We start from the raw sequence: 16,960 nt of genomic DNA, 5'->3' as shown, positions 1-16,960 counted from the left end.
GGAGGCATCATGCCCCGTTTTTCCCGATTGACCCCTGAGACCGCAGTGGGGGCCTCACGAGACTTGCTCGGCGATCTCGTCGAGCGGCACGGCCAGGTCGGAGACATGGTCTCGACGATGGCGCACTCCCCGGCGGTGCTCGGCGGCTATCTGCAGCTGAGCAAAGCCATGCGTCGCGCCAAGCTCGACCGTAAGGTCAGCGAGCTCGTTTCGATCGCCGTGCAGTCGAAGCAGGGATGCGGAATGTGCCTGGCCTCGCACATCAGCGCGGCACGATCGCTCGGGGTCAGCGATGACGAGATCGCACTCGCCCAGCAGGGTACGGCGATGACCGGCCCGGTCGCGGCGATGATCGCGCTCGGCCTCCAGATCTACCGTGAGCCTACGTCGATCACCGACGAGCAGATTGACGAGCTTCGGGGATACGGGTACAGCGACCGTGAGATCTCTGATGTCGTCGGGGTCGTGTCGCTGAACATTCTCACCGGCGCCTTCAACCTGGTTGCTGGCCTCACGCCGGGCGACTGACTTCGCCGGCGACTTGGTGCCTTGGCCGAGAGGATAGGCAGCGGTCTGCAAAACCGTTTACACGGGTTCGAATCCCGTAGGCACCTCCACTTCCCGCTGAGCCCAATAGGACACACGTCGTTGGAGGCGAGTGATGGAGAGCCAGCACATCTTCAACGGTGACATGACACGCGTCGCGCGCATCCTCGTGAAGGTGAGCGCCCAATATATTGCCCGTGAAGCCAACGTGACCAAGGAAGAGTTGCGCGACTTCGAGAAGGGGCGACACGACTTGTCGTAGAAGAAGCAGGAGCGTGTGCGGGCCGCCCTCGAAGAATTGGGGGCAGAGTTTCTGCCTGACGGACCCAACGGCGGCTACGGCATCCGTCTGAAGTTCGGCCGCTCCAGGATCTACTCACTTGAACGTTGCGAGGGCGAGGGCGGGCCGCGGCTCACAACAGAGTCTGATCGTCGGACCCAGGCCCATGTGCCCTTCTCGGAACCGGATTCAAACCTACCTTTTCACCTGGAAGATCGCACCACGGCCTCACTGCGCATCCTGGTGCCGTTGCGCCTGGGCCGGCTTTGGCCGTCACACCTTGCCTCTGTTCCAGGAATGGAAGCGTGGGCACGCTGAGCTCATCGAATACAGTCGCCCGACGGACCCGATCTGGGCCCTGCGCGACGGGGGCGATCGATGCCGCACTCATCCGCTCTTCTTCACCCAAACGTGCCATTGGTCCGGGTTTGGAGCGGTTACCGCTGTTCACCGAACGCCTGGTTGCATCGGTGACGAGTACCGACTCGCGTGCCCGGCAGGAGTCGGTGACCCTAGCCGATCTCGCTGACGGGCCGGTGGCGGTCTGCGCGACCGCTCCGACGGCCACCGGGGAGCTGTGGAGTACGACTGCTCGCATGCCGCGCACGATCTCGGTGGCGAACACGGACGAGTGGTTAACCCGCATCGCTGTCGGCGACGCCATCGGCATCACTGCAGAGGCGACAACGCACAATCACCGCGCGCCGGAGGTGGTCTATCTGCCCATCGAGGATGCCCCACGGGTGACCGTGGCGCTGACCTGGCCAGGGCAGAGGAGGAGCCACCCGCAGGTAGGGGTCTTCGCCACCTGCGCACAGGACTACTTCACCCGACTCATCGACATCGGCTCCCCACCCCGCCTGCTCTCCACCGGGGCCGATGGTCAGCTGACGTAGCTCCCCACTGCAGCTATGCGACCGACCATCCCCCAGGTAGCCCATCCTCGGGTGCGACGGGACCCCTGAGCTTCATTCCGTGTCGGAGCAACAGATCACACTCGACAATATCGCTCTAGCGCGATATGATCGCCCTATGACGATGATTCAAGAGGAGGGGGCAACCCTCGACGAAGTGGCGACAGTAGCGTACGCCCACCTGTTCCAGGCATTTGCGGAGCCGACGAGGTTAGCGATCGTGCAGCACCTCGCCTCCGGGGAGCACCGGGTCCGGGACCTGGTCGAGCACATGGGCCTGGCCCAGTCCACGGCGAGCAAGCATGTCGGCTTCCTCGTCGAGTGCGGCCTGGCGACGATGCGCCCGGAAGGGCGCTCCACCTGGTACTCGCTGGCACAGTCCGAGCTCCTGCGTACCCTCATCGCCGCTGCCGAACGCCTCCTCGATGCCACCGGCACGCAGGCCCTGCTCTGCACGCACCTGCGACTCCCACATACCCACCACGCGACAGATACGGACAAGAAGTAGTCATGGGCGCAGGACACAATCACGGCCCCGCCGCCAGCGAGACCGGTCACCCCGGAGATTTCCGCAAGAAACTCTGGATCGCATTCTCGATCACCGCGACGATCGTCGTCGCCCAGGCCATCGGCTCGATCATCACCGGCAGCCTCGCACTGCTGACCGACACCGCCCATGCCATTACCGATGCCTCCGGGCTGCTGGTCGCACTGATCGCCGCGACGCTGATGCTCAAGCCCGCCAACTCCAAGCGCACCTGGGGGTTCCGGCGTATCGAAGTGATCGCAGCCCTCGGACAGTCGGCACTGCTGCTGGCGGTGGGCACCTACGCCGCCATCGAAGGCATCCGGCGACTGTTCGAGCCGCCGGAGGTGCCCGCAAGCGAACTGCTGATATTCGGCATCATCGGCCTGGTCGCGAACATCATCGCCATCACCATCCTCGCCTCCAGCCGCGGTTCGAACTTCAACATGCGTGCCGCGTTCCTCGAAGTTCTCAATGATGCCCTCGGGTCGCTCGGAGTGATCATCGCGGCGATCGTCATCGCCACGACCGGGTTCATGCAGGCCGATGCCATCGCCGGACTGCTTATCGCCACATTGATCGTGCCTCGCGCGTTCAAGCTCATGCGCGAGACCACCGGCGTCCTTATGGAGTTCACTCCCAAGGGCCTCGACCTCGACAAGGTGCGTTCGCACATCCTCGAACTTGACCATGTCAAAGATGTCCATGACCTGCACGCCTCCACCGTGGCGACCGGCCTGCCGACCCTGACCGCCCACGTCGTCGTCGACGACGAGTGTTTCACCGACGGTCATGCCGCGCAGACGCTCCACGAGATCAAAGATTGCGTCGCAGGACACTTCGAGGTCTCCATCCATCACTCGACCTTCCAGATCGAGACCGAGCACATTGCCGAACATGAACCGGAAATCAGCAAGCACGACTGAACGCAGTGCCCCCTCCCGGGCTCGTTCCGGGGGGCTTCCGCGTCACGCAGGTAGGCACTACCCCTATGGGGTAGTATGGCCAATTGGCACCACGGCAGACACGGCAAGGAATCCCATGAAAAACTTCAGGCCATTCCCGAAGTACGGCGGAACGAAAACCGCTGCAATCACCGTCGTGGTCGGCGCTTTCCTGCTCACCGGATGCACGGCCGCCAACGACTCACCCTCAGCCTCCTCGGCCAGCGGAGCCGAGATCCTTGCCGAGAACGGTCTCGATGGCCTCGACGTGCGTGAGCTGGTCGAAACGCTCGATGCGATCCCGCTGGACGAACGCACGGAGACCTTGACCACGTCGATCACTGCGGAGGCGGTCACGCTCACCGATCAGCACGAACACACGGCAGAGGTGCGGTTGCCAAGTAACGAAATCTACGTATCCGTCGCCCCGTATCGGTCGCAGCCCCATGATTGCTACTACCACAGCCCGACCGGATGCCTGGGTGAGCTGCGCAACGCAGACGTGGCCGTCACGGTGACGGATGCGACGACCGGCGAGACGATCGTCGACGAGGAGATGAGAACCCTCGACAACGGCTTCGTCGGGATCTGGCTGCCCCGAGGCATCGAGACGTCGATCTCGATCACCCACGACGGCCAGACCGCCACCTCCAAACTTTCGAGCGTCGACGACGATGCGCAAACCTGCTTGACCACGATGCGACTGGCCTGAAACCAGCACCACGGGAATACCCCAGGGGGTAGGGTGTTGTGGTGTGCGTGCGGTCTATCGCACGCAACGTGTAACAGGAAGGAAATCAGTCCCATGAGCGAAGTCACCACCGTCGACACCCAGACCTTCGATGAGGTTGTGCTCCAGAGCGACGTACCCGTTCTCGTGGACTTCTGGGCAGCCTGGTGCGGCCCGTGCCGTGCAATCGCGCCGGTCCTGGACCAGATTGCTGCCGAGCAGGATGGAAAGCTTCTCATCGCCAAGCTCAATGTCGACGAGAACCCCGACATCGCCTCGCGCTACAACATCAGTTCGATCCCTGCGATGAAGGTCTTCGACAAGGGTGAGATCGTGCGCGAGATCATCGGGGCGATGCCGAAGCCGCAGATCGAGCAGCGCCTCGAAGGTATTATCTGAGGCTCGGCCGTCGAACTGTTCCCGAACTCCGCCGATCGTTGCGCGGCAGTTGACGATCGCCCAAATCGGCGTGGTTCCATACGTAGTCCAAGACTGCGCAGGGCAAGGAGCGCTTGAAGTGGCAGGACCCCGTTACCCAACGCGGTGTTCTGCTGATTTGCAGTCAGATCACCCATCGGGTCGGTGATCCATCCGACTGGCAGACCTATAAGCCATTCCACGAACTCCGGCGACGAACGTGGCCCTCTGTCCTCGTTCAGAACTGCGGGGGCAGGGGCGCCGCGTCGGGTGATGTGCTCCCATCGTGCGACGGCGTCGGCGTATCGCCCCCAGCGACGAAGATGCTGTCGACTAGCGCGAACAGGGTCTCCGCTGCGTTCGAGTTGATGGTCGAGCCGCCCGGTCCGTTAAGTGCGAGGTCGATTATCTGATGACTCAGTGCGATAGTGCCGCCGCGGGCTCTGACCGTCTCCATCGTCTCTCCGCCCCGAGAGGAGTCCGTTGCTAGCGGCGTCCGGAACAGCGCCCCTGCGGTAGGCGACGATGAAGATACGGAAGCGATGGTGATCAGCGCCGGAAAGTGAAGCCGGTAGGCCGATCCATCGTGCGTCATACCGCAAGTCGGCCAGGTCTCCGAGTACGGCGCCTGCCGTCCGAAGAGGTCGGGCTGATGCGTCCCCCAGACCGCACGGGTCGGATGCCAAGTCGCAAACGGTTGCATGGCCAGCGGCTGTAGGATCACGGTCAACGGGTCCACTTGATACCCCTTCGCGGGTCGGGTAGCGGGGGCCGAGAGCAACCCCTTACGTTCTCGATCACGACGCACGCGGGTTGCAGCTCCTCGATTGCGCGTGCCATGCACGACCAGAGCCCCGAGCGAGTACCTGGCGCGATGCCTGCACCCTTGCCGACGATTGAGACGCCCTGGCAGGGGAAGCCGCTTATCACGATTTCGACCGGCGGTACGGTACTCCAGTCTATGACGGAGATGTCGCCGAGGTTTGGGGCATCCGACCAATTGTGAGAGAAGACTTGCGCGACCGAGGTGTTGATCTCGGAGAACCAGACCGTATCCCCCACCAGTGGCGTGTTCGACGGCAAGGTCGAGCCCTCCGTACCCGCTGAAGGTCGAGCCAATTCGCGGCGAGGAAACGGGGGGAAGTGCGACGTGCAGACACAAGTTGCTCCGGGTGATTGGCTTTCCCGGTGCTGAGCGGTTGCCTGCCCTACCGGTCTGGTTGCTGCCAGGTAAGCGAGTCCGTCTCCGGCGCCGAACTTCTCCAGCGCTTCCCACTCACCTCCCTGTCACCTGCGCGACCCTTACCGGGCTTCCCACGGCATAATTTTTGGCTCGGCGTTCTCTCGTCGCCAGCCTGATCACCTACCGCTCAGAGTTGGTCCACACCTCTTGCAGATCAAGGTGTCAACCCAGGTTGACAAGGCTTCGCGGCGGCGGGATCGCGCGGTCACCTGGAGATCGACAGGCCCCGCGGCGGGCCGAGCGAAGGGACAGGAGACAGGTCATGGTGGAACGGGTGGAGCTCGCGATCACGGAGGCTGAGCGAGGCAAGATCGCTGACGATCTACGTCGTTACGGCGCCTACCATGAGCGCACGGGAGTCGATCTCTGGAACGTGTTCACGAAGCAGAAGCCGCACGAGCTGGAGCCTCCGAACCTCACGCAGGAGATCAAGGGCAGGACTGCCTCGCACCACGCGGTTGCTGAGAGCTGCATGGCGATGGCCTCCGTCATCGAGAGCGAGAACCCGTTGCTGCTCACTCCGGAGACGGTCCAGCTCATCCAGGAAGCCTTCGGCGACATCTACGGTGGCGAGTTCCCCCTTGGGCCGCTCGCACGGCAATGTTCTCCCGCATGGCCTCCCGTCGCATGAGTGAGGCCGCCGGGAACGGATCGTTTGCTCTCGCTGAGTTCGTTGTGGTGAACGCGGAGCTGCAACCCTCTGATGCCGAGCGCTACGAGGTCGCGATCATGCACTACCTGACCGAAGCCAACGCGAAGATCAGCGAGCAGCTCGCCGAGTTGCGCACAAGCATGGACGGTCTGAACGAGCAACTCTAGGCGCAACGGCGCGAGATCGACCAGTTGCGCAACCCCAGTGCAACACGCCGACAGCTCCCGAACCCCTTTCGCTCGACCTTCGAGCCCACCGTGCAGGCTCCCCGGCGGCGCGGCCCGTCCGACGACGGGCCGGCCCTGTAGCCAACCTCCGGCATTGAGGCTCACACCGATGCCGTGGTGAGTCTGTCCACCTGGTCTGCATGACGGTCTCGATGCGGGTGATGAGCGCGGGCGACGGGTACAAGTACCTGATGCGCACGATCGCTGCCGCCGACGGCGACCGCTCCCTCTCGACCCCGTTGACCAGGTATTACACGGAAGAGGGAACACCACCGGGCACTTGGATCGGGTCGGCCCTTCGCGGCCTCGGAGACGGGCGGATCGCTCTCGGCGATGAGGTCTCGGAGTCGCAGTTGCAGTTGCTGATCGGGATGGGCCGCGATCCCGTCAGCGGCGACCCGCTCGGGCGGGCCTTCCCACGGTACGTCTCGGTCGCCGACCGGATCGAGAAGCGCGCCGCCGACCTCGACCCCGGCCTGGGGATGGGTGAGCGTGCCGAGCAGATCAGCCAGATCGAGGCCGAGGAGAACGAGCGGGGCAACCGCCGTGCGGTCGCGGGGTTCGACTACACGTTCTCGGTGCCGAAGTCCGTCTCCGTGCTGTGGGGCGTGGCCGACGCCGGCACGCAGGCCCTGATCGCCCAGGCGCATCACGAGGCGATCGCCGAGGTCGTGAACTTCATGGAGCGCGAGGTCGCCGCGACCCGCACCGGCTACACCGCCGCCGACGGCGCGGTCGCCCAGGTCGACGTGACCGGACTGATCGCCACGGCCTTCGATCACTACGACAGCCGCTCCGGGGACCCGCAGCTGCACACTCACGTCGTGATCTCCAACAAGGTCCAGACCGCGTTGGACGGACGATGGCGGTCACTGGATGGCCGCCCGATGCACGCGGCGGTCGTCGCGCTCTCGGAGCATTACAACGCGGTCCTGGCCGACCGCCTCACCGGCACGCTCGGCGTGGAGTGGGAGGCGCGGGATCGGGGCCGGGACCGTAACCCGGCGTGGGAGATCACCGGGGTCAGCGAGGAGCTGATCGAGGAGTTCTCCTCCCGCGCCCGCGATATCGATGCCGAGACCGACCGGCTCATCGCCGCCTACACCGCCGAGCACGGCCGCCGGCCCTCGGCGCGGACGATCGTGCGCCTGCGCGCCCAGGCCACCCTCGCCACACGCCCCGAGAAACAGGTCCATTCCCTGGCCGACCTGACGAGCGGCTGGCGTGAGCGGGCAGGTCGTCTGCTGGGTGAGGACGCGACCGGCTGGGCCGGCGGCCTTCTCGCCGAGGCGCAGCAGGTGCGGCCGTTGCGGGCTGATGATGTGCCGTTGGAGGTGATCTCCGAGCTCGGGCAGGCGGTGGTCGAGGTCGTCGGCGAGAAACGCTCGACCTGGCGGCGATGGAACCTGCACTCCGAGGCGAGCCGGCAGTCGATGGCATGGAGGTTCGCGACAGTGAGCGACCGGGAGGCGATCGTGGAGATGATCGCCGATGCCGCCGAGCAGGCCTCGCTGCGGCTGACGCCGCCCGAGCTCGCCACCAGCCCGGCCGCGTTCCGCCGCCCAGACGGCAGCAGCGTGTTCCGGCCCCGCCACTCGACCGTGTTCTCCTCCACGGTGCTGCTGGAGGCCGAAGACCGTCTCCTGGAACGCTCCCGCACCCTGACCGGCCCGGTGGTCGAGGTCGAGACGGTCGAGAAGATCACCGCGAAGCCCGACCGGGAAGGGCGCCTGCTCGGTGACGACCAGGCCGAAGCGCTCACCCAGATCGCGGTCTCCGGGAGGGTTCTCGACGTGCTGGTCGGCCCGGCAGGAGCCGGGAAGACCACCGCCATGTCGGCGTTGCGTCGGACATGGGAGAAGCAGCACGGGAACGGGTCCGTGGTCGGGCTGGCACCGTCGGCGGTGGCGGCGCAGGTCCTCGGCGAGGATCTCGGGATCGCGACCGAGAACACGGCGAAATGGTGGCAGAACCATCTCCTCCACGGGGAGACGTTCCAGGCCGGGCAGCTCGTCATCATCGACGAGGCTTCCCTGGCCGGCACCCTGTCGCTGGATCGCATCACCGGCCTCGCGGCCGAGGCGGGCGCGAAGGTGCTGCTGGTCGGCGACTACGGGCAGCTCCAATCCGTCGATGCGGGTGGGAGCTTCGGGATGCTCGTGGCCGACCGCGACGACGCCCCCGAGCTCGTGGACGTGCACCGCTTCGTCCACGAATGGGAGAAGACCGCCTCCCTCGATCTGCGCCACGGCCGCACCCGCGTGATCGACACGTACCTCGCTCACGACCGCGTCAGCGACGGTGATGCCGAGGACATGATCGACGCCGCCTACACCGCCTGGCGTGCCGACCGCGACGCCGGACGGGCCTCGGTGCTGATCGCCGAGACCCGCGAGGACGTGACCGCACTAAACGCCAGAGCCCGCGCCGATCTCATCCTCACCGGGAAGATCAAGCCCGGCCGCGAAGTCGCGCTAGCCGAGGGCACGTCCGCCGGGGTCGGGGACACGATCATCACCCGCCGCAACGACCGGCGCCTGCGCACCGGCACCGGCCGTGGCTGGGTGCGCAACGGCGAACGGTGGCAGATCACCGACGTGCGCGATGACGGGTCGATCACGATCCGCAAGCCCGGCCACCGTTTCGGGTCGATCGTGCTGCCCTCCGACTACGTGGCAGAGCACGTCGATCTGGGATACGCAGTCACTGCGCACCGGGCCCAGGGCGTCACGGTCGATACCGCGCATGTGCTGGTCGAGCCGTCCTCGACCCGTGAGAACTTCTATGTCGCGATGACTCGCGGTCGGCTGGCGAATCTGGCCTACGTGATCCCGGACCGCCTCGACCCCAACCACCCTGAACCGCATCCGGCGGACAATCCCGATGCGAGCTCGCGCACCGTGCTCTACGGGGTGGTGCAGCACTCGGGGGCCGAGGTCTCCGCGCACGAGACGATCACCGCCGAGCAGGACCAGTGGGGCTCGATCGCGCAGCTCGCCGCCGAGTACGAGACCATCGCCGCAGCCGCCCAGCACGACCGCTGGGCCGCCCTCCTACACGGCTCGGGCCTGACCGAGGAGCAGGCCGACGCCGCGATCGGGTCGGTCGCGTTCGGAGCGCTAACTGCCGAGCTGCGACGCGCCGAGGCCAACCACCACGACGTTGACGCGCTGTTCCCGCGCCTGGTGGCCGCTCGCGGGTTCGATGACGCCGAGGACATCGCCAAGGTCATGCACTACCGCCTCGCCCGCGCCACCGCCCAGCCGGCCGGGTCGGGGCGCACGAGGAAGACTCCGCGGCTGATCGCCGGCCTCATCCCACACGTGCAAGGCTCGATCGCCGCAAACATGCGGCAGGCGCTGACCGAGCGACGAGAGCTGATCGAGACCCGCGCCGACGCGATCCTCGACACTGCCCGCCAGACTGGCGAGCCCTGGACCCAGCCGCTCGGCACCCCTCCCGCCGGCAGGCGCGAGCAGGCACGCTGGCGACGCGACGCCCGAACCATCGCCGCCTACCGCGACCGCTACCAGATCAGCGACGACACCCCACTCGGCCCGGCCCCGCAAACCGGCCCGCAGAAGATCGACCACGCCCGAGCCAACGCAGCGCTACGCGTGCTCACGGTAGAAGCGAATCAAACCTTGGCTCAGGAAATGCGTGTAGGGCTCCTGGGCTCCAACATCACCTTTGGACGCTGATCCTCGGCAGAAGACACTACTTCGCGGCCGACATCTGGACGAAGTCAGGATATGAGCAAAGGGGGCGGCCATCGCCTACAAACAGTGATTGATGACAGCGCGATCCAGGCTAGAAAGACTTAGTGCGAAATAGCCTGCCCTCAGCCCCATCGTCATGCAATGTACATACCACTTCGCTCGTCTCAATAGCATCAGGCGACGAGGAAATCGCCTCCGGAAGATCAGAATCAAGAGTTGTGATAACAGGCTGCAATCCTAAGTCCGCATACTGACGCAAGACCGAGATTAGGCGCCTCTTTGCGCGTGGTTCGAGACTCTCGAACACGCCGTCATGGAAGGAAAACCTAGGAAACTGCTGCCCCAGATAAGTGCGCAAAACCGCCAAATCAAACGCGATGCACAACAACTTTTTAAACGTGAATCCTCTACCAGCACTTGTTTCAGAGCCCGTCGAATCTACGATCTCAGCCGAAAACTCAAGACTACCGGTGGATGCCACGGTTACCGAAAGTAGGGCGTGCTCATCGAGAACGTCATGCACGATCTCATCAAAGTACTGTTGGATCTCACGATAGCGATTGCCTGCCGTCTCAGACTGGACTAAGACATCTTGCTCGATAGCAGTTTGAAGGTGATTTCTACGTTCCTGAACCTGTCGCTTTTCCTGCCGCAAGTGCACGATCTGAGACAGTGCCTCACGCTGCCGGTCCAGTGAAGCAATATCTGCCCGAATGCTGATGACCTGGTTCGAGACTTCCTTGTACTTCTCAATAGTGTCTGAACCATCAAGGAACTCAAAGAGTCTTGCACGCTCACGTTGCAAGGACTCAAGTTCAGGCGTCAGAGCCTGCAATCTCTCTTCAGTTTCGGTGCGCTGCTCAAGGAGGTAGTCACGACGCTCCTGGGAGATGGCTCGATTGAACTCAATAAGTTGTTCAAAATCCTTTTTTAGTTGGTCTGGGAAGGCCACGCCGGCTTCAGCAAAGAGCTTCTCGGTCTGGCTCGGGCTAAAAAGGATCGCGTCTTCGTTGAGAGAATCGTTTAGTCTGTTCAGCAGCTGCGAGAGCCTATACGCTTCCTCGTTTCCCGCGGCGATCTTCTCTTCAATGTCTTCAACCAAGTCCTCAGTGGCCTCGGCATCTGCACGCGAGAAGTCGAAAGTGTCCAATGTTGACTGGAATTGGTCAAGTTCGCGGGTTCTTATAGCGATAATTCCGTCGAGCTTCCCGACATCGGCATTATCTGCAGTTCCAGCTTCGCGTTGATGGTGATATATCGCTTGGTCAAGCTTCTCTTCTTCATCGACCTGATCGTAGAGCTCCACGGTCAACTCTGCATTGAATCCGAGCAGGTGCGCGAGAAATGGCTTCCACTCCCTATGCTTACCTCGAAACTTGCGCAGGTGGAAGACGTCGCTATAGTCGTCTTGCTCGCGCAACACGTACCCCATTATGTCTCGATAATCGGGCTCTTCAGAGTTGAGTGTGGGCGCGCCGGTGGCGTCGGGTAGCTGGGGATAGACGTCGAGGTCCTCGATGATGAGCGGACTTCTACCCCCGCTAATCTCAAGGACCTCGACAATGCCCAACTCTACGTGCGCCTGCTCTGACGCGCTCGGCCGCTGCGACCGTTGCGATCTTCTCCTCGATTTCCCCACCCTCCATCTGGCCTCGGTGGTGAAGGGCCGTACGGGCCTGGTGCTCGAGGTCGAGTCCTGCGATCCAGTGGCCGGATGCCCTGGTTGCGGAGTCATCGCCGCTGGTCACGGCCGAGTGATGGTCGAGGTGATCGATGCGCCCTGGGCGGGCCGTCCAGTGCGGATCCGGTGGCGCAAGCGCCGCTGGATCTGCCACGAGGGCCTCTGCGAGGTGGTCTCGTTCGTGGAGCAGGACCCGGAGGTCTGCGCTCCGCGGGGCCTGCTGAGCACGCGCGCGATCCGCTGGGCGATCGGTCAGCTCCGCCGCGAGGGAGCGACTATCCAGGGCCTTGCTCGTCAGCTCGGCACGACCTGGAACACGGTCTGGTCCCAGGTCCGACCACTCCTGATCGAGGCTGCGAACGACCCGTCCCGGTTCGAGGGAGTGCAGGTCCTGGGCGTGGACGAGCACATCTGGCACCACCGCGACCCGCGCCGGCGCGGCCCGAAGGAGCTCACCGGGATGGTCGACCTGACCCGAGGACCCCACCCCACCGCCAGGCTGCTGGACCTGGTCCCCGGCCGATCCGGCAAGGCCTACCGAGACTGGCTGGACGAGCGGGGCGAGACGTTCCGACGGCGGGTCGAGATCGCGACGCTGGACCCGTTCCAGGGATATAAGAACGCGATCGATGACCAGCTCGAAGATGCGACCTGCGTGCTGGACGCCTTCCACATCGTCAAGCTCGGCGGGGCGGCGGTCGATGACGTTCGCCGCCGGATCCAGCAGGAGACCCTCGGCCACCGCGGCCGCAAGGGAGATCCCCTCTACGGCATCCGCCACATCCTCCGCGCGGGGCGCGAACGCCTCACCCCGCGCCAGCAGACTCGGCTGGCCAGCGCGTTCGCGGCGCATCCCGAGCATGTCGCGGTCGAGGTCGCCTACCACTGCTCCCAAGACCTCCGCGACGTCTTCCACCAGCCCACACCCGCACGAGGGCGACAGCTCGCCGAGGAGCTCATCGCCTCCCTGCCGTCCTGCCCGATCCCGGAGATCGCCAGGCTCGGGAAGACTCTGCGCCGCTGGCGGACAGCGTTCCTGGCCTACTTCGACACCAACGGCGCGAGCAACGGCGGCACCGAGGCCGTCAACGGGCTCATCGAGCTCGGCCGCCGCACCGCCCGCGGCTTCCGGAATTTCGAGCACTACCGCCTCCGAATGCTCCTCATCACCGGCGGCCTCGACGCCTCACCCCACACTCAACTCTGAAGAGCCGATAATCGTATGGCGAAATCACTGAGAATCCGAATAAGCCGTCCAGCAACCGCTTTGCCGGAGAGATCCCTAGTCCTACGTGCGACCATTGGTCGATCTCTAATTCAGTCGCATCAGGCACGTCGACAGTGGAGGTGAGGATCGAAACGGGGCGTTTGGCATCTACCGATCGCGCAACAGTGATGTAGTTTCCGTCTCCCAACTGAAGTTCCAAGAAGAAGGTGAAGTTGGCAAAGATATCCTCGTGCTTGAACAAGAAGAAACTGGAGTGTCTACCCTTCAGTAGACAGAAATCGATCAATCGAGCGACCGTGCTCTTGCCGAGATTATGTACGGTTTTTCTCTTGCCTTGATCTCGACGGATCTCCGCGAGCACAACCGATAAGCCTTCATTGAAGGCGATTGGGCTGAAAATGTTCGGTTGATTGGAGTAGAGCCTGACTAGCCTCATGCTTTCACCCACTCAAAGGAGTCTGACTTGGGAAGGTATCGCACGAGACCCAGCAGGAACAGAAGGCTGATCGCCGGAGAGAACAGGTAGTCGACCTTTTGATTCTTGCTTTGGCAATGTTCAAGCAGTGCGTCGTAGGTCACGACTCGATATCTCGAAAGATACTTCATCATAGTTCCGGAGACGGCTATGACGGTTTGGTCGGGATGGTCATGCTTGGTTGGAAACAACATCCGCTTCGACCTCCGTATCACCGATATCACAGTTCCAATACATGTAAAAGACCATTGCTCGCGTCAGGCGGCGATTTCTGCCCAGAAGAGGATCTCTGCTAGTCAATAGATCAACTATTTGACCGAAGACCTTATCGAACGTGTGATGCTCCTCTTTGTGGGCCAAAATCTTGAGATCGAAGTCTTCCGCGCAGCTATCGTAGAGGTCACGAATCGCACTATTGCCGGGATCGGCCAAGAAGTCCTTGAACTGCGTGAGCAGGTGGCCATAGTTACCCATCAAGCGTCTTGAGGTTTTCTCAGTCATGCTGTTGAGTTCGTTCTTCGCCGCTAACGAAGTGCGCTCTTGCGGACGACTTTGCATCCCAGTTGTGTTGTCATCGATAATCTCAGCGATCGCCTCCACGACTTCCGCAAGTTCACGACTGGATACGATAAGTGGCCCGTCGAGAGGGTTTACCCCGGCCAGTTGCGCCAGCCGTGGTTCCATTCGAAACGACTCGTCTAGAGCCTCGATTCCACAAAGATGCACGCTCTCACTGGGGATGCCCGTCTCAGCTGAGACCATCTCGATGATTTTTTCATTGGCGTTCGCTGTGAGATATCGGTTCGAGTAGAGCAGGTAGTTATTGAGCTTTCCGTTCTCGTAGAGCTTCTTGGCCCTCGGAAGCTCATTGGCCAGCACCGAACTGGCGGCTCCACCGCTAAAGTCAGAGTCGCTGAAATAGCCGTACGACATAGTGTGCTTGGCCTGGATGATAGAAATCCCGTCCCACGGTCGTGCCGCACTGGGGAAGCCGTCTGCAAGCCCCTCAAACCGAGCATCCCTGCCACCATCCACGCCTGTGGCAAACCCCTGAACACCCCTGCCCAGGAGTAGTTTCGCAGCCTGGACAACGAGGGCCTCAATTTGAGCCTCTGCTAGGTCTTCGTACGGATATCCCACACCTGATGGTACCAAGCGCGCCGCCTCCGCTTTAAGGCTGACACGACGTCACAGTAGTTCCTTGTGCAGGTTGGACGCTCTCGATGTCGGTTCCTGCCGTACACGCCGGGAGATGGCTCTCTGCTGACTTGTTCCTCCAAGTCTGAGCCCGAGCCCGTCAGGATCATGAGGCGCACTACAGGCGCGGCCCCTCCTGCGACGCCGTGTTCTGCGGCGGGGTATCGAGCTGCCGGCCAGGTGCCTGGCGGTTCAGCAGCCGGCCCGGATCATGCAGCGAGTCCAGCAGGGCGGTCACGTCCGCGGTATCGGTGATGATCTCGGCGCGTCCGCGATTGATGAGCTCATGCGGACCCGCACTCGCCGCCGACGTGACCGGGCCAGGGACCGCGCCGACGGCGCGGCTGTGCCGGTGCGCTTCTGTCGCCACCAGCAGCGATCCCGACCGGAAGCCCGCCTCCGGGATCACCGTCGCGCCCGACAGCGCACCCAGCAGACGGGCGCGGGCCATGAACCGCCACCGGGTCGGCGTCGCCCCCGGAGGAGCCTCGCTGGCCAGCACCCCCAGATCACCGATCCGGGCCAGCAGATCAGAGTTGCCGCGCGGATAAGGGCGGTCAACGCCGCCGGCCAGCACCGCGATCGTGCTCCCGCCTGCGGTCAGCGCAGCGCGGTGTGCTGCGGCGTCGATGCCATAGGCGCCACCGGCGACGATCGTGCGCTCGTGGTGCGCGAGATCGCTCGCGAGGTGCCCGGCGACCTGCACGCCGTACTCGCTGGCGGCTCTGGAGCCGGTGATCGTGACCCGATCCGTGAGAGCACCGGAAAGGAGCGATGTCGCCCCACGCGTCCACAGCAGGTACGGGGCGCGGGGGCCGAGGTCGTTGAGCGAGTGCGGCCAGTCCGTATCGGTCGGGATGAGCGTGGATATACCGGCTCGTTCCGCATCCGCGACACGGGCGGGGATGTCGCCCTCAATGCGCGGGGCGACGCGGTTGCGCCAGGCGATCGCATCGGCGCGGTTCATCTCCGGTACTGTGGCCTGGTCGTCTTCGAGCAGCCGCAGCGTCTCGACCCCGCCGACTCGGTGCAGGACGCGGCCGGTGGCCGCGTCGTCGGGCTCGGCGATCATCGACAGCATCATCCGCGCCTGCTGCTCACCCTTCGCCTGCTCTGCCAGCTTCGCCATGATCTGTGCCCCTTCCCAGACAGTCACGGGCAAGGTGCACCGCCAGCGACCGAGCACGGCCGACGGGGGCTACCGCGTGTCGTACGTGCGGCGTAGAGTGAGAAGCACAGAGGCAGATTCACCCCTCACCATGTAGGCCCCCTCGGGGCCGTCCTCCGGGACACTCCACACGTACTGCCTCACCACAGTTACGTGCTTGGAGGCATCATGTTCCGACTCATCTGGTTCGCCAGCATCCACATCCGCATCTTCATGCGCCGATGGATGCCGACCAACATCGTGCTCGACAAGGTCCGCACCCGTCACGGCCTCAAGTGGGGCCTCCCGGCAATGCTGCTCGCGATCCCATACTTTTACACCGCGAGCCTGCTGACCGTCATCATCCGTGACGGCGGGCCGGGCTGGCTCAACCTCGTCGTGCTCATCGCGATCTGGTCAGCGTTCAAGATGCTCTGGATCGGCCCCGTCAGCCTGGTCCTGCTCGCCCGCGTGCGCATCCACGAGCACACCGAGCGACGCCAGCGGCGCCAGGCACAGGGCGTCTCCTCCGCCCCGATCATGGCAGGGGGTGCGTCATGACCAAGGCGGTTCTCTACCTGCGCAGCGCGACCGACAGCGAAGCGCAGACCAACCAGCAGGCAGAAGACTGCCGGGAGTATCTGCACGAGCGTGGCCTGACCGAGGACGGCGTCTTCACCGATGCCGGCCACACAGGCCCCGGTCTCGCCCAGCTCCTCGACCCGGCCGCTAAGGGCGAGGTTACCGACGTGATCGTCGCCGAGATATGGCGCCTCGGCCGAGCCCCCGTGGCCAACCTGCGCACCGGCGACGCTCTCGACCGAGCCGGGGTCACCGTCCACGTCGCCACAGGCATCCTCACCGGCCCCGTCCTCGACGACTGCGTGCGAGGGTCGATGTACGAGTTGAGCATCGCCGATGCCCGGCGCATCGACGGCGATGCCGAGACCGAGAAAGACGATCCGCCCTTCGACTAACCACCCGACCTTCCCCGATACACAGTTCGCGCCTGTCACTCACGAAGCGGCAGGCGC

At 63.8% G+C, this 16,960-nt stretch carries 19 protein-coding genes and 1 tRNA gene; 14 read left to right on the top strand and 6 right to left on the bottom strand.

Features of this window, described 5'->3' with window-relative positions:
- The first annotated feature begins 9 nt into the window (after window positions 1–9).
- The 8 genes from RBL05_RS03535 to trxA all read left to right on the top strand — a co-directional run bounded on the left by RBL05_RS03535 (window position 10) and on the right by trxA (window position 4,339).
- Complete coding sequence (locus RBL05_RS03535; RefSeq protein ID WP_061873196.1) at window positions 10–528, top strand: carboxymuconolactone decarboxylase family protein; 519 nt, start codon at window positions 10–12, stop codon at window positions 526–528.
- Window positions 529–543: 15 nt separating this feature from the next.
- Window positions 544–617 (top strand) — tRNA-Cys (locus tag RBL05_RS03530).
- Window positions 618–661: 44 nt separating this feature from the next.
- On the top strand, window positions 662–808 hold the full coding sequence (locus RBL05_RS03525; RefSeq protein WP_157554209.1) for a hypothetical protein: 147 nt from the start codon (window positions 662–664) through the stop codon (window positions 806–808).
- Between the two features lie 323 nt (window positions 809–1,131).
- A complete protein-coding gene (locus RBL05_RS03520) occupies window positions 1,132–1,722 on the top strand; it encodes a LysR substrate-binding domain-containing protein (protein ID WP_197464198.1) in 591 nt (196 codons plus the stop codon).
- A 136-nt stretch (window positions 1,723–1,858) separates the two neighbouring features.
- Entirely contained in the window at window positions 1,859–2,248 is a 390-nt protein-coding gene (locus tag RBL05_RS03515) for an ArsR/SmtB family transcription factor (protein ID WP_167560385.1), read from the top strand.
- 2 nt (window positions 2,249–2,250) lie between these two features.
- Window positions 2,251–3,192: a cation diffusion facilitator family transporter gene (locus RBL05_RS03510; protein ID WP_006214174.1), complete on the top strand. Its 942-nt coding sequence runs from the start codon at window positions 2,251–2,253 to the stop codon at window positions 3,190–3,192.
- A 115-nt stretch (window positions 3,193–3,307) separates the two neighbouring features.
- On the top strand, window positions 3,308–3,922 hold the full coding sequence (locus RBL05_RS03505; protein ID WP_205772202.1) for a CueP family metal-binding protein: 615 nt from the start codon (window positions 3,308–3,310) through the stop codon (window positions 3,920–3,922).
- Window positions 3,923–4,015: 93 nt separating this feature from the next.
- Window positions 4,016–4,339 (top strand): thioredoxin, encoded by a 324-nt coding sequence (gene trxA, locus RBL05_RS03500; protein ID WP_167560383.1) that lies wholly within the window; start codon window positions 4,016–4,018, stop codon window positions 4,337–4,339.
- Window positions 4,340–5,083: 744 nt separating this feature from the next.
- On the opposite strand, the gene RBL05_RS03495 is transcribed toward trxA, so the two are convergent.
- On the bottom strand, window positions 5,084–5,419 hold the full coding sequence (locus RBL05_RS03495; protein ID WP_225984242.1) for a DNA cytosine methyltransferase: 336 nt from the start codon (window positions 5,417–5,419) through the stop codon (window positions 5,084–5,086).
- A gap of 443 nt (window positions 5,420–5,862) precedes the next feature.
- Between RBL05_RS03495 and RBL05_RS03490 the strand changes: the two genes are divergently transcribed.
- The 3 genes from RBL05_RS03490 to mobF all read left to right on the top strand — a co-directional run bounded on the left by RBL05_RS03490 (window position 5,863) and on the right by mobF (window position 10,180).
- Window positions 5,863–6,231, top strand: coding sequence for a hypothetical protein (locus RBL05_RS03490; protein WP_167560381.1), 369 nt, complete (start codon window positions 5,863–5,865; stop codon window positions 6,229–6,231).
- Window positions 6,228–6,419 (top strand): hypothetical protein, encoded by a 192-nt coding sequence (locus RBL05_RS03485; RefSeq protein WP_167560379.1) that lies wholly within the window; start codon window positions 6,228–6,230, stop codon window positions 6,417–6,419. The genes RBL05_RS03490 and RBL05_RS03485 overlap by 4 nt, the downstream gene beginning before the upstream one ends.
- A 200-nt stretch (window positions 6,420–6,619) precedes the next feature.
- Window positions 6,620–10,180 (top strand): MobF family relaxase, encoded by a 3,561-nt coding sequence (gene mobF, locus RBL05_RS03480; RefSeq protein WP_240941233.1) that lies wholly within the window; start codon window positions 6,620–6,622, stop codon window positions 10,178–10,180.
- 109 nt (window positions 10,181–10,289) lie between these two features.
- On the opposite strand, the gene RBL05_RS03475 is transcribed toward mobF, so the two are convergent.
- Window positions 10,290–11,621: a DUF2326 domain-containing protein gene (locus RBL05_RS03475; RefSeq protein WP_308740594.1), complete on the bottom strand. Its 1,332-nt coding sequence runs from the start codon at window positions 11,619–11,621 to the stop codon at window positions 10,290–10,292.
- Between the two features lie 139 nt (window positions 11,622–11,760).
- Here RBL05_RS03475 and RBL05_RS03470 point away from each other — a divergent pair, with 139 nt between their 5' ends.
- Window positions 11,761–13,086, top strand: coding sequence for an ISL3 family transposase (locus RBL05_RS03470; protein ID WP_308739197.1), 1,326 nt, complete (start codon window positions 11,761–11,763; stop codon window positions 13,084–13,086).
- Here RBL05_RS03470 and RBL05_RS03465 read toward each other — a convergent pair.
- The 4 genes from RBL05_RS03465 to RBL05_RS03455 all read right to left on the bottom strand — a co-directional run bounded on the left by RBL05_RS03465 (window position 13,046) and on the right by RBL05_RS03455 (window position 15,908).
- Entirely contained in the window at window positions 13,046–13,555 is a 510-nt protein-coding gene (locus RBL05_RS03465) for a hypothetical protein (protein WP_308740595.1), read from the bottom strand. The two genes, RBL05_RS03470 and RBL05_RS03465, sit on opposite strands and share 41 nt — an antisense overlap.
- Window positions 13,540–13,713, bottom strand: a complete 174-nt coding sequence (locus RBL05_RS16905) for an ABC-three component system middle component 8 (protein ID WP_311200387.1) — start codon at window positions 13,711–13,713, stop codon at window positions 13,540–13,542. Before RBL05_RS16905 ends, RBL05_RS03465 begins: the two co-directional genes overlap by 16 nt.
- A gap of 40 nt (window positions 13,714–13,753) precedes the next feature.
- Complete coding sequence (locus RBL05_RS03460; RefSeq protein WP_167560377.1) at window positions 13,754–14,722, bottom strand: ABC-three component system protein; 969 nt, start codon at window positions 14,720–14,722, stop codon at window positions 13,754–13,756.
- 175 nt (window positions 14,723–14,897) lie between these two features.
- Window positions 14,898–15,908, bottom strand: a complete 1,011-nt coding sequence (locus RBL05_RS03455) for a DNA-protecting protein DprA (protein WP_259788323.1) — start codon at window positions 15,906–15,908, stop codon at window positions 14,898–14,900.
- Between the two features lie 207 nt (window positions 15,909–16,115).
- Between RBL05_RS03455 and RBL05_RS03450 the strand changes: the two genes are divergently transcribed.
- Entirely contained in the window at window positions 16,116–16,487 is a 372-nt protein-coding gene (locus RBL05_RS03450) for a hypothetical protein (RefSeq protein ID WP_006214184.1), read from the top strand.
- Window positions 16,484–16,903, top strand: coding sequence for a recombinase family protein (locus RBL05_RS03445; protein ID WP_006214186.1), 420 nt, complete (start codon window positions 16,484–16,486; stop codon window positions 16,901–16,903). The genes RBL05_RS03450 and RBL05_RS03445 overlap by 4 nt, the downstream gene beginning before the upstream one ends.
- Window positions 16,904–16,960 lie beyond the last annotated feature (57 nt).

Origin of the sequence: Brachybacterium sp. GU-2 (assembly GCF_030866705.2) — a bacterium.
Taxonomy (GTDB): Bacteria; Actinomycetota; Actinomycetes; order Actinomycetales; family Dermabacteraceae; genus Brachybacterium; species Brachybacterium conglomeratum.
This window is presented reverse-complemented; position numbering and strand designations above follow the sequence as displayed.

Coding starts and splice junctions, on each gene's coding strand:
- RBL05_RS03535 (WP_061873196.1), top strand. CDS start 10: ATGCCCCGTTTTTCCCGATTGACCCCTGAGACCGCAGTGGGGGCCTCA.
- RBL05_RS03525 (WP_157554209.1), top strand. CDS start 662: ATGGAGAGCCAGCACATCTTCAACGGTGACATGACACGCGTCGCGCGC.
- RBL05_RS03515 (WP_167560385.1), top strand. CDS start 1,859: ATGACGATGATTCAAGAGGAGGGGGCAACCCTCGACGAAGTGGCGACA.
- RBL05_RS03510 (WP_006214174.1), top strand. CDS start 2,251: ATGGGCGCAGGACACAATCACGGCCCCGCCGCCAGCGAGACCGGTCAC.
- RBL05_RS03505 (WP_205772202.1), top strand. CDS start 3,308: ATGAAAAACTTCAGGCCATTCCCGAAGTACGGCGGAACGAAAACCGCT.
- trxA (WP_167560383.1), top strand. CDS start 4,016: ATGAGCGAAGTCACCACCGTCGACACCCAGACCTTCGATGAGGTTGTG.
- RBL05_RS03490 (WP_167560381.1), top strand. CDS start 5,863: ATGGTGGAACGGGTGGAGCTCGCGATCACGGAGGCTGAGCGAGGCAAG.
- RBL05_RS03485 (WP_167560379.1), top strand. CDS start 6,228: ATGAGTGAGGCCGCCGGGAACGGATCGTTTGCTCTCGCTGAGTTCGTT.
- mobF (WP_240941233.1), top strand. CDS start 6,620: ATGACGGTCTCGATGCGGGTGATGAGCGCGGGCGACGGGTACAAGTAC.
- RBL05_RS03470 (WP_308739197.1), top strand. CDS start 11,761: ATGCCCAACTCTACGTGCGCCTGCTCTGACGCGCTCGGCCGCTGCGAC.
- RBL05_RS16905 (WP_311200387.1), bottom strand. CDS start 13,713: ATGAAGTATCTTTCGAGATATCGAGTCGTGACCTACGACGCACTGCTT.
- RBL05_RS03455 (WP_259788323.1), bottom strand. CDS start 15,908: ATGGCGAAGCTGGCAGAGCAGGCGAAGGGTGAGCAGCAGGCGCGGATG.
- RBL05_RS03450 (WP_006214184.1), top strand. CDS start 16,116: ATGTTCCGACTCATCTGGTTCGCCAGCATCCACATCCGCATCTTCATG.
- RBL05_RS03445 (WP_006214186.1), top strand. CDS start 16,484: ATGACCAAGGCGGTTCTCTACCTGCGCAGCGCGACCGACAGCGAAGCG.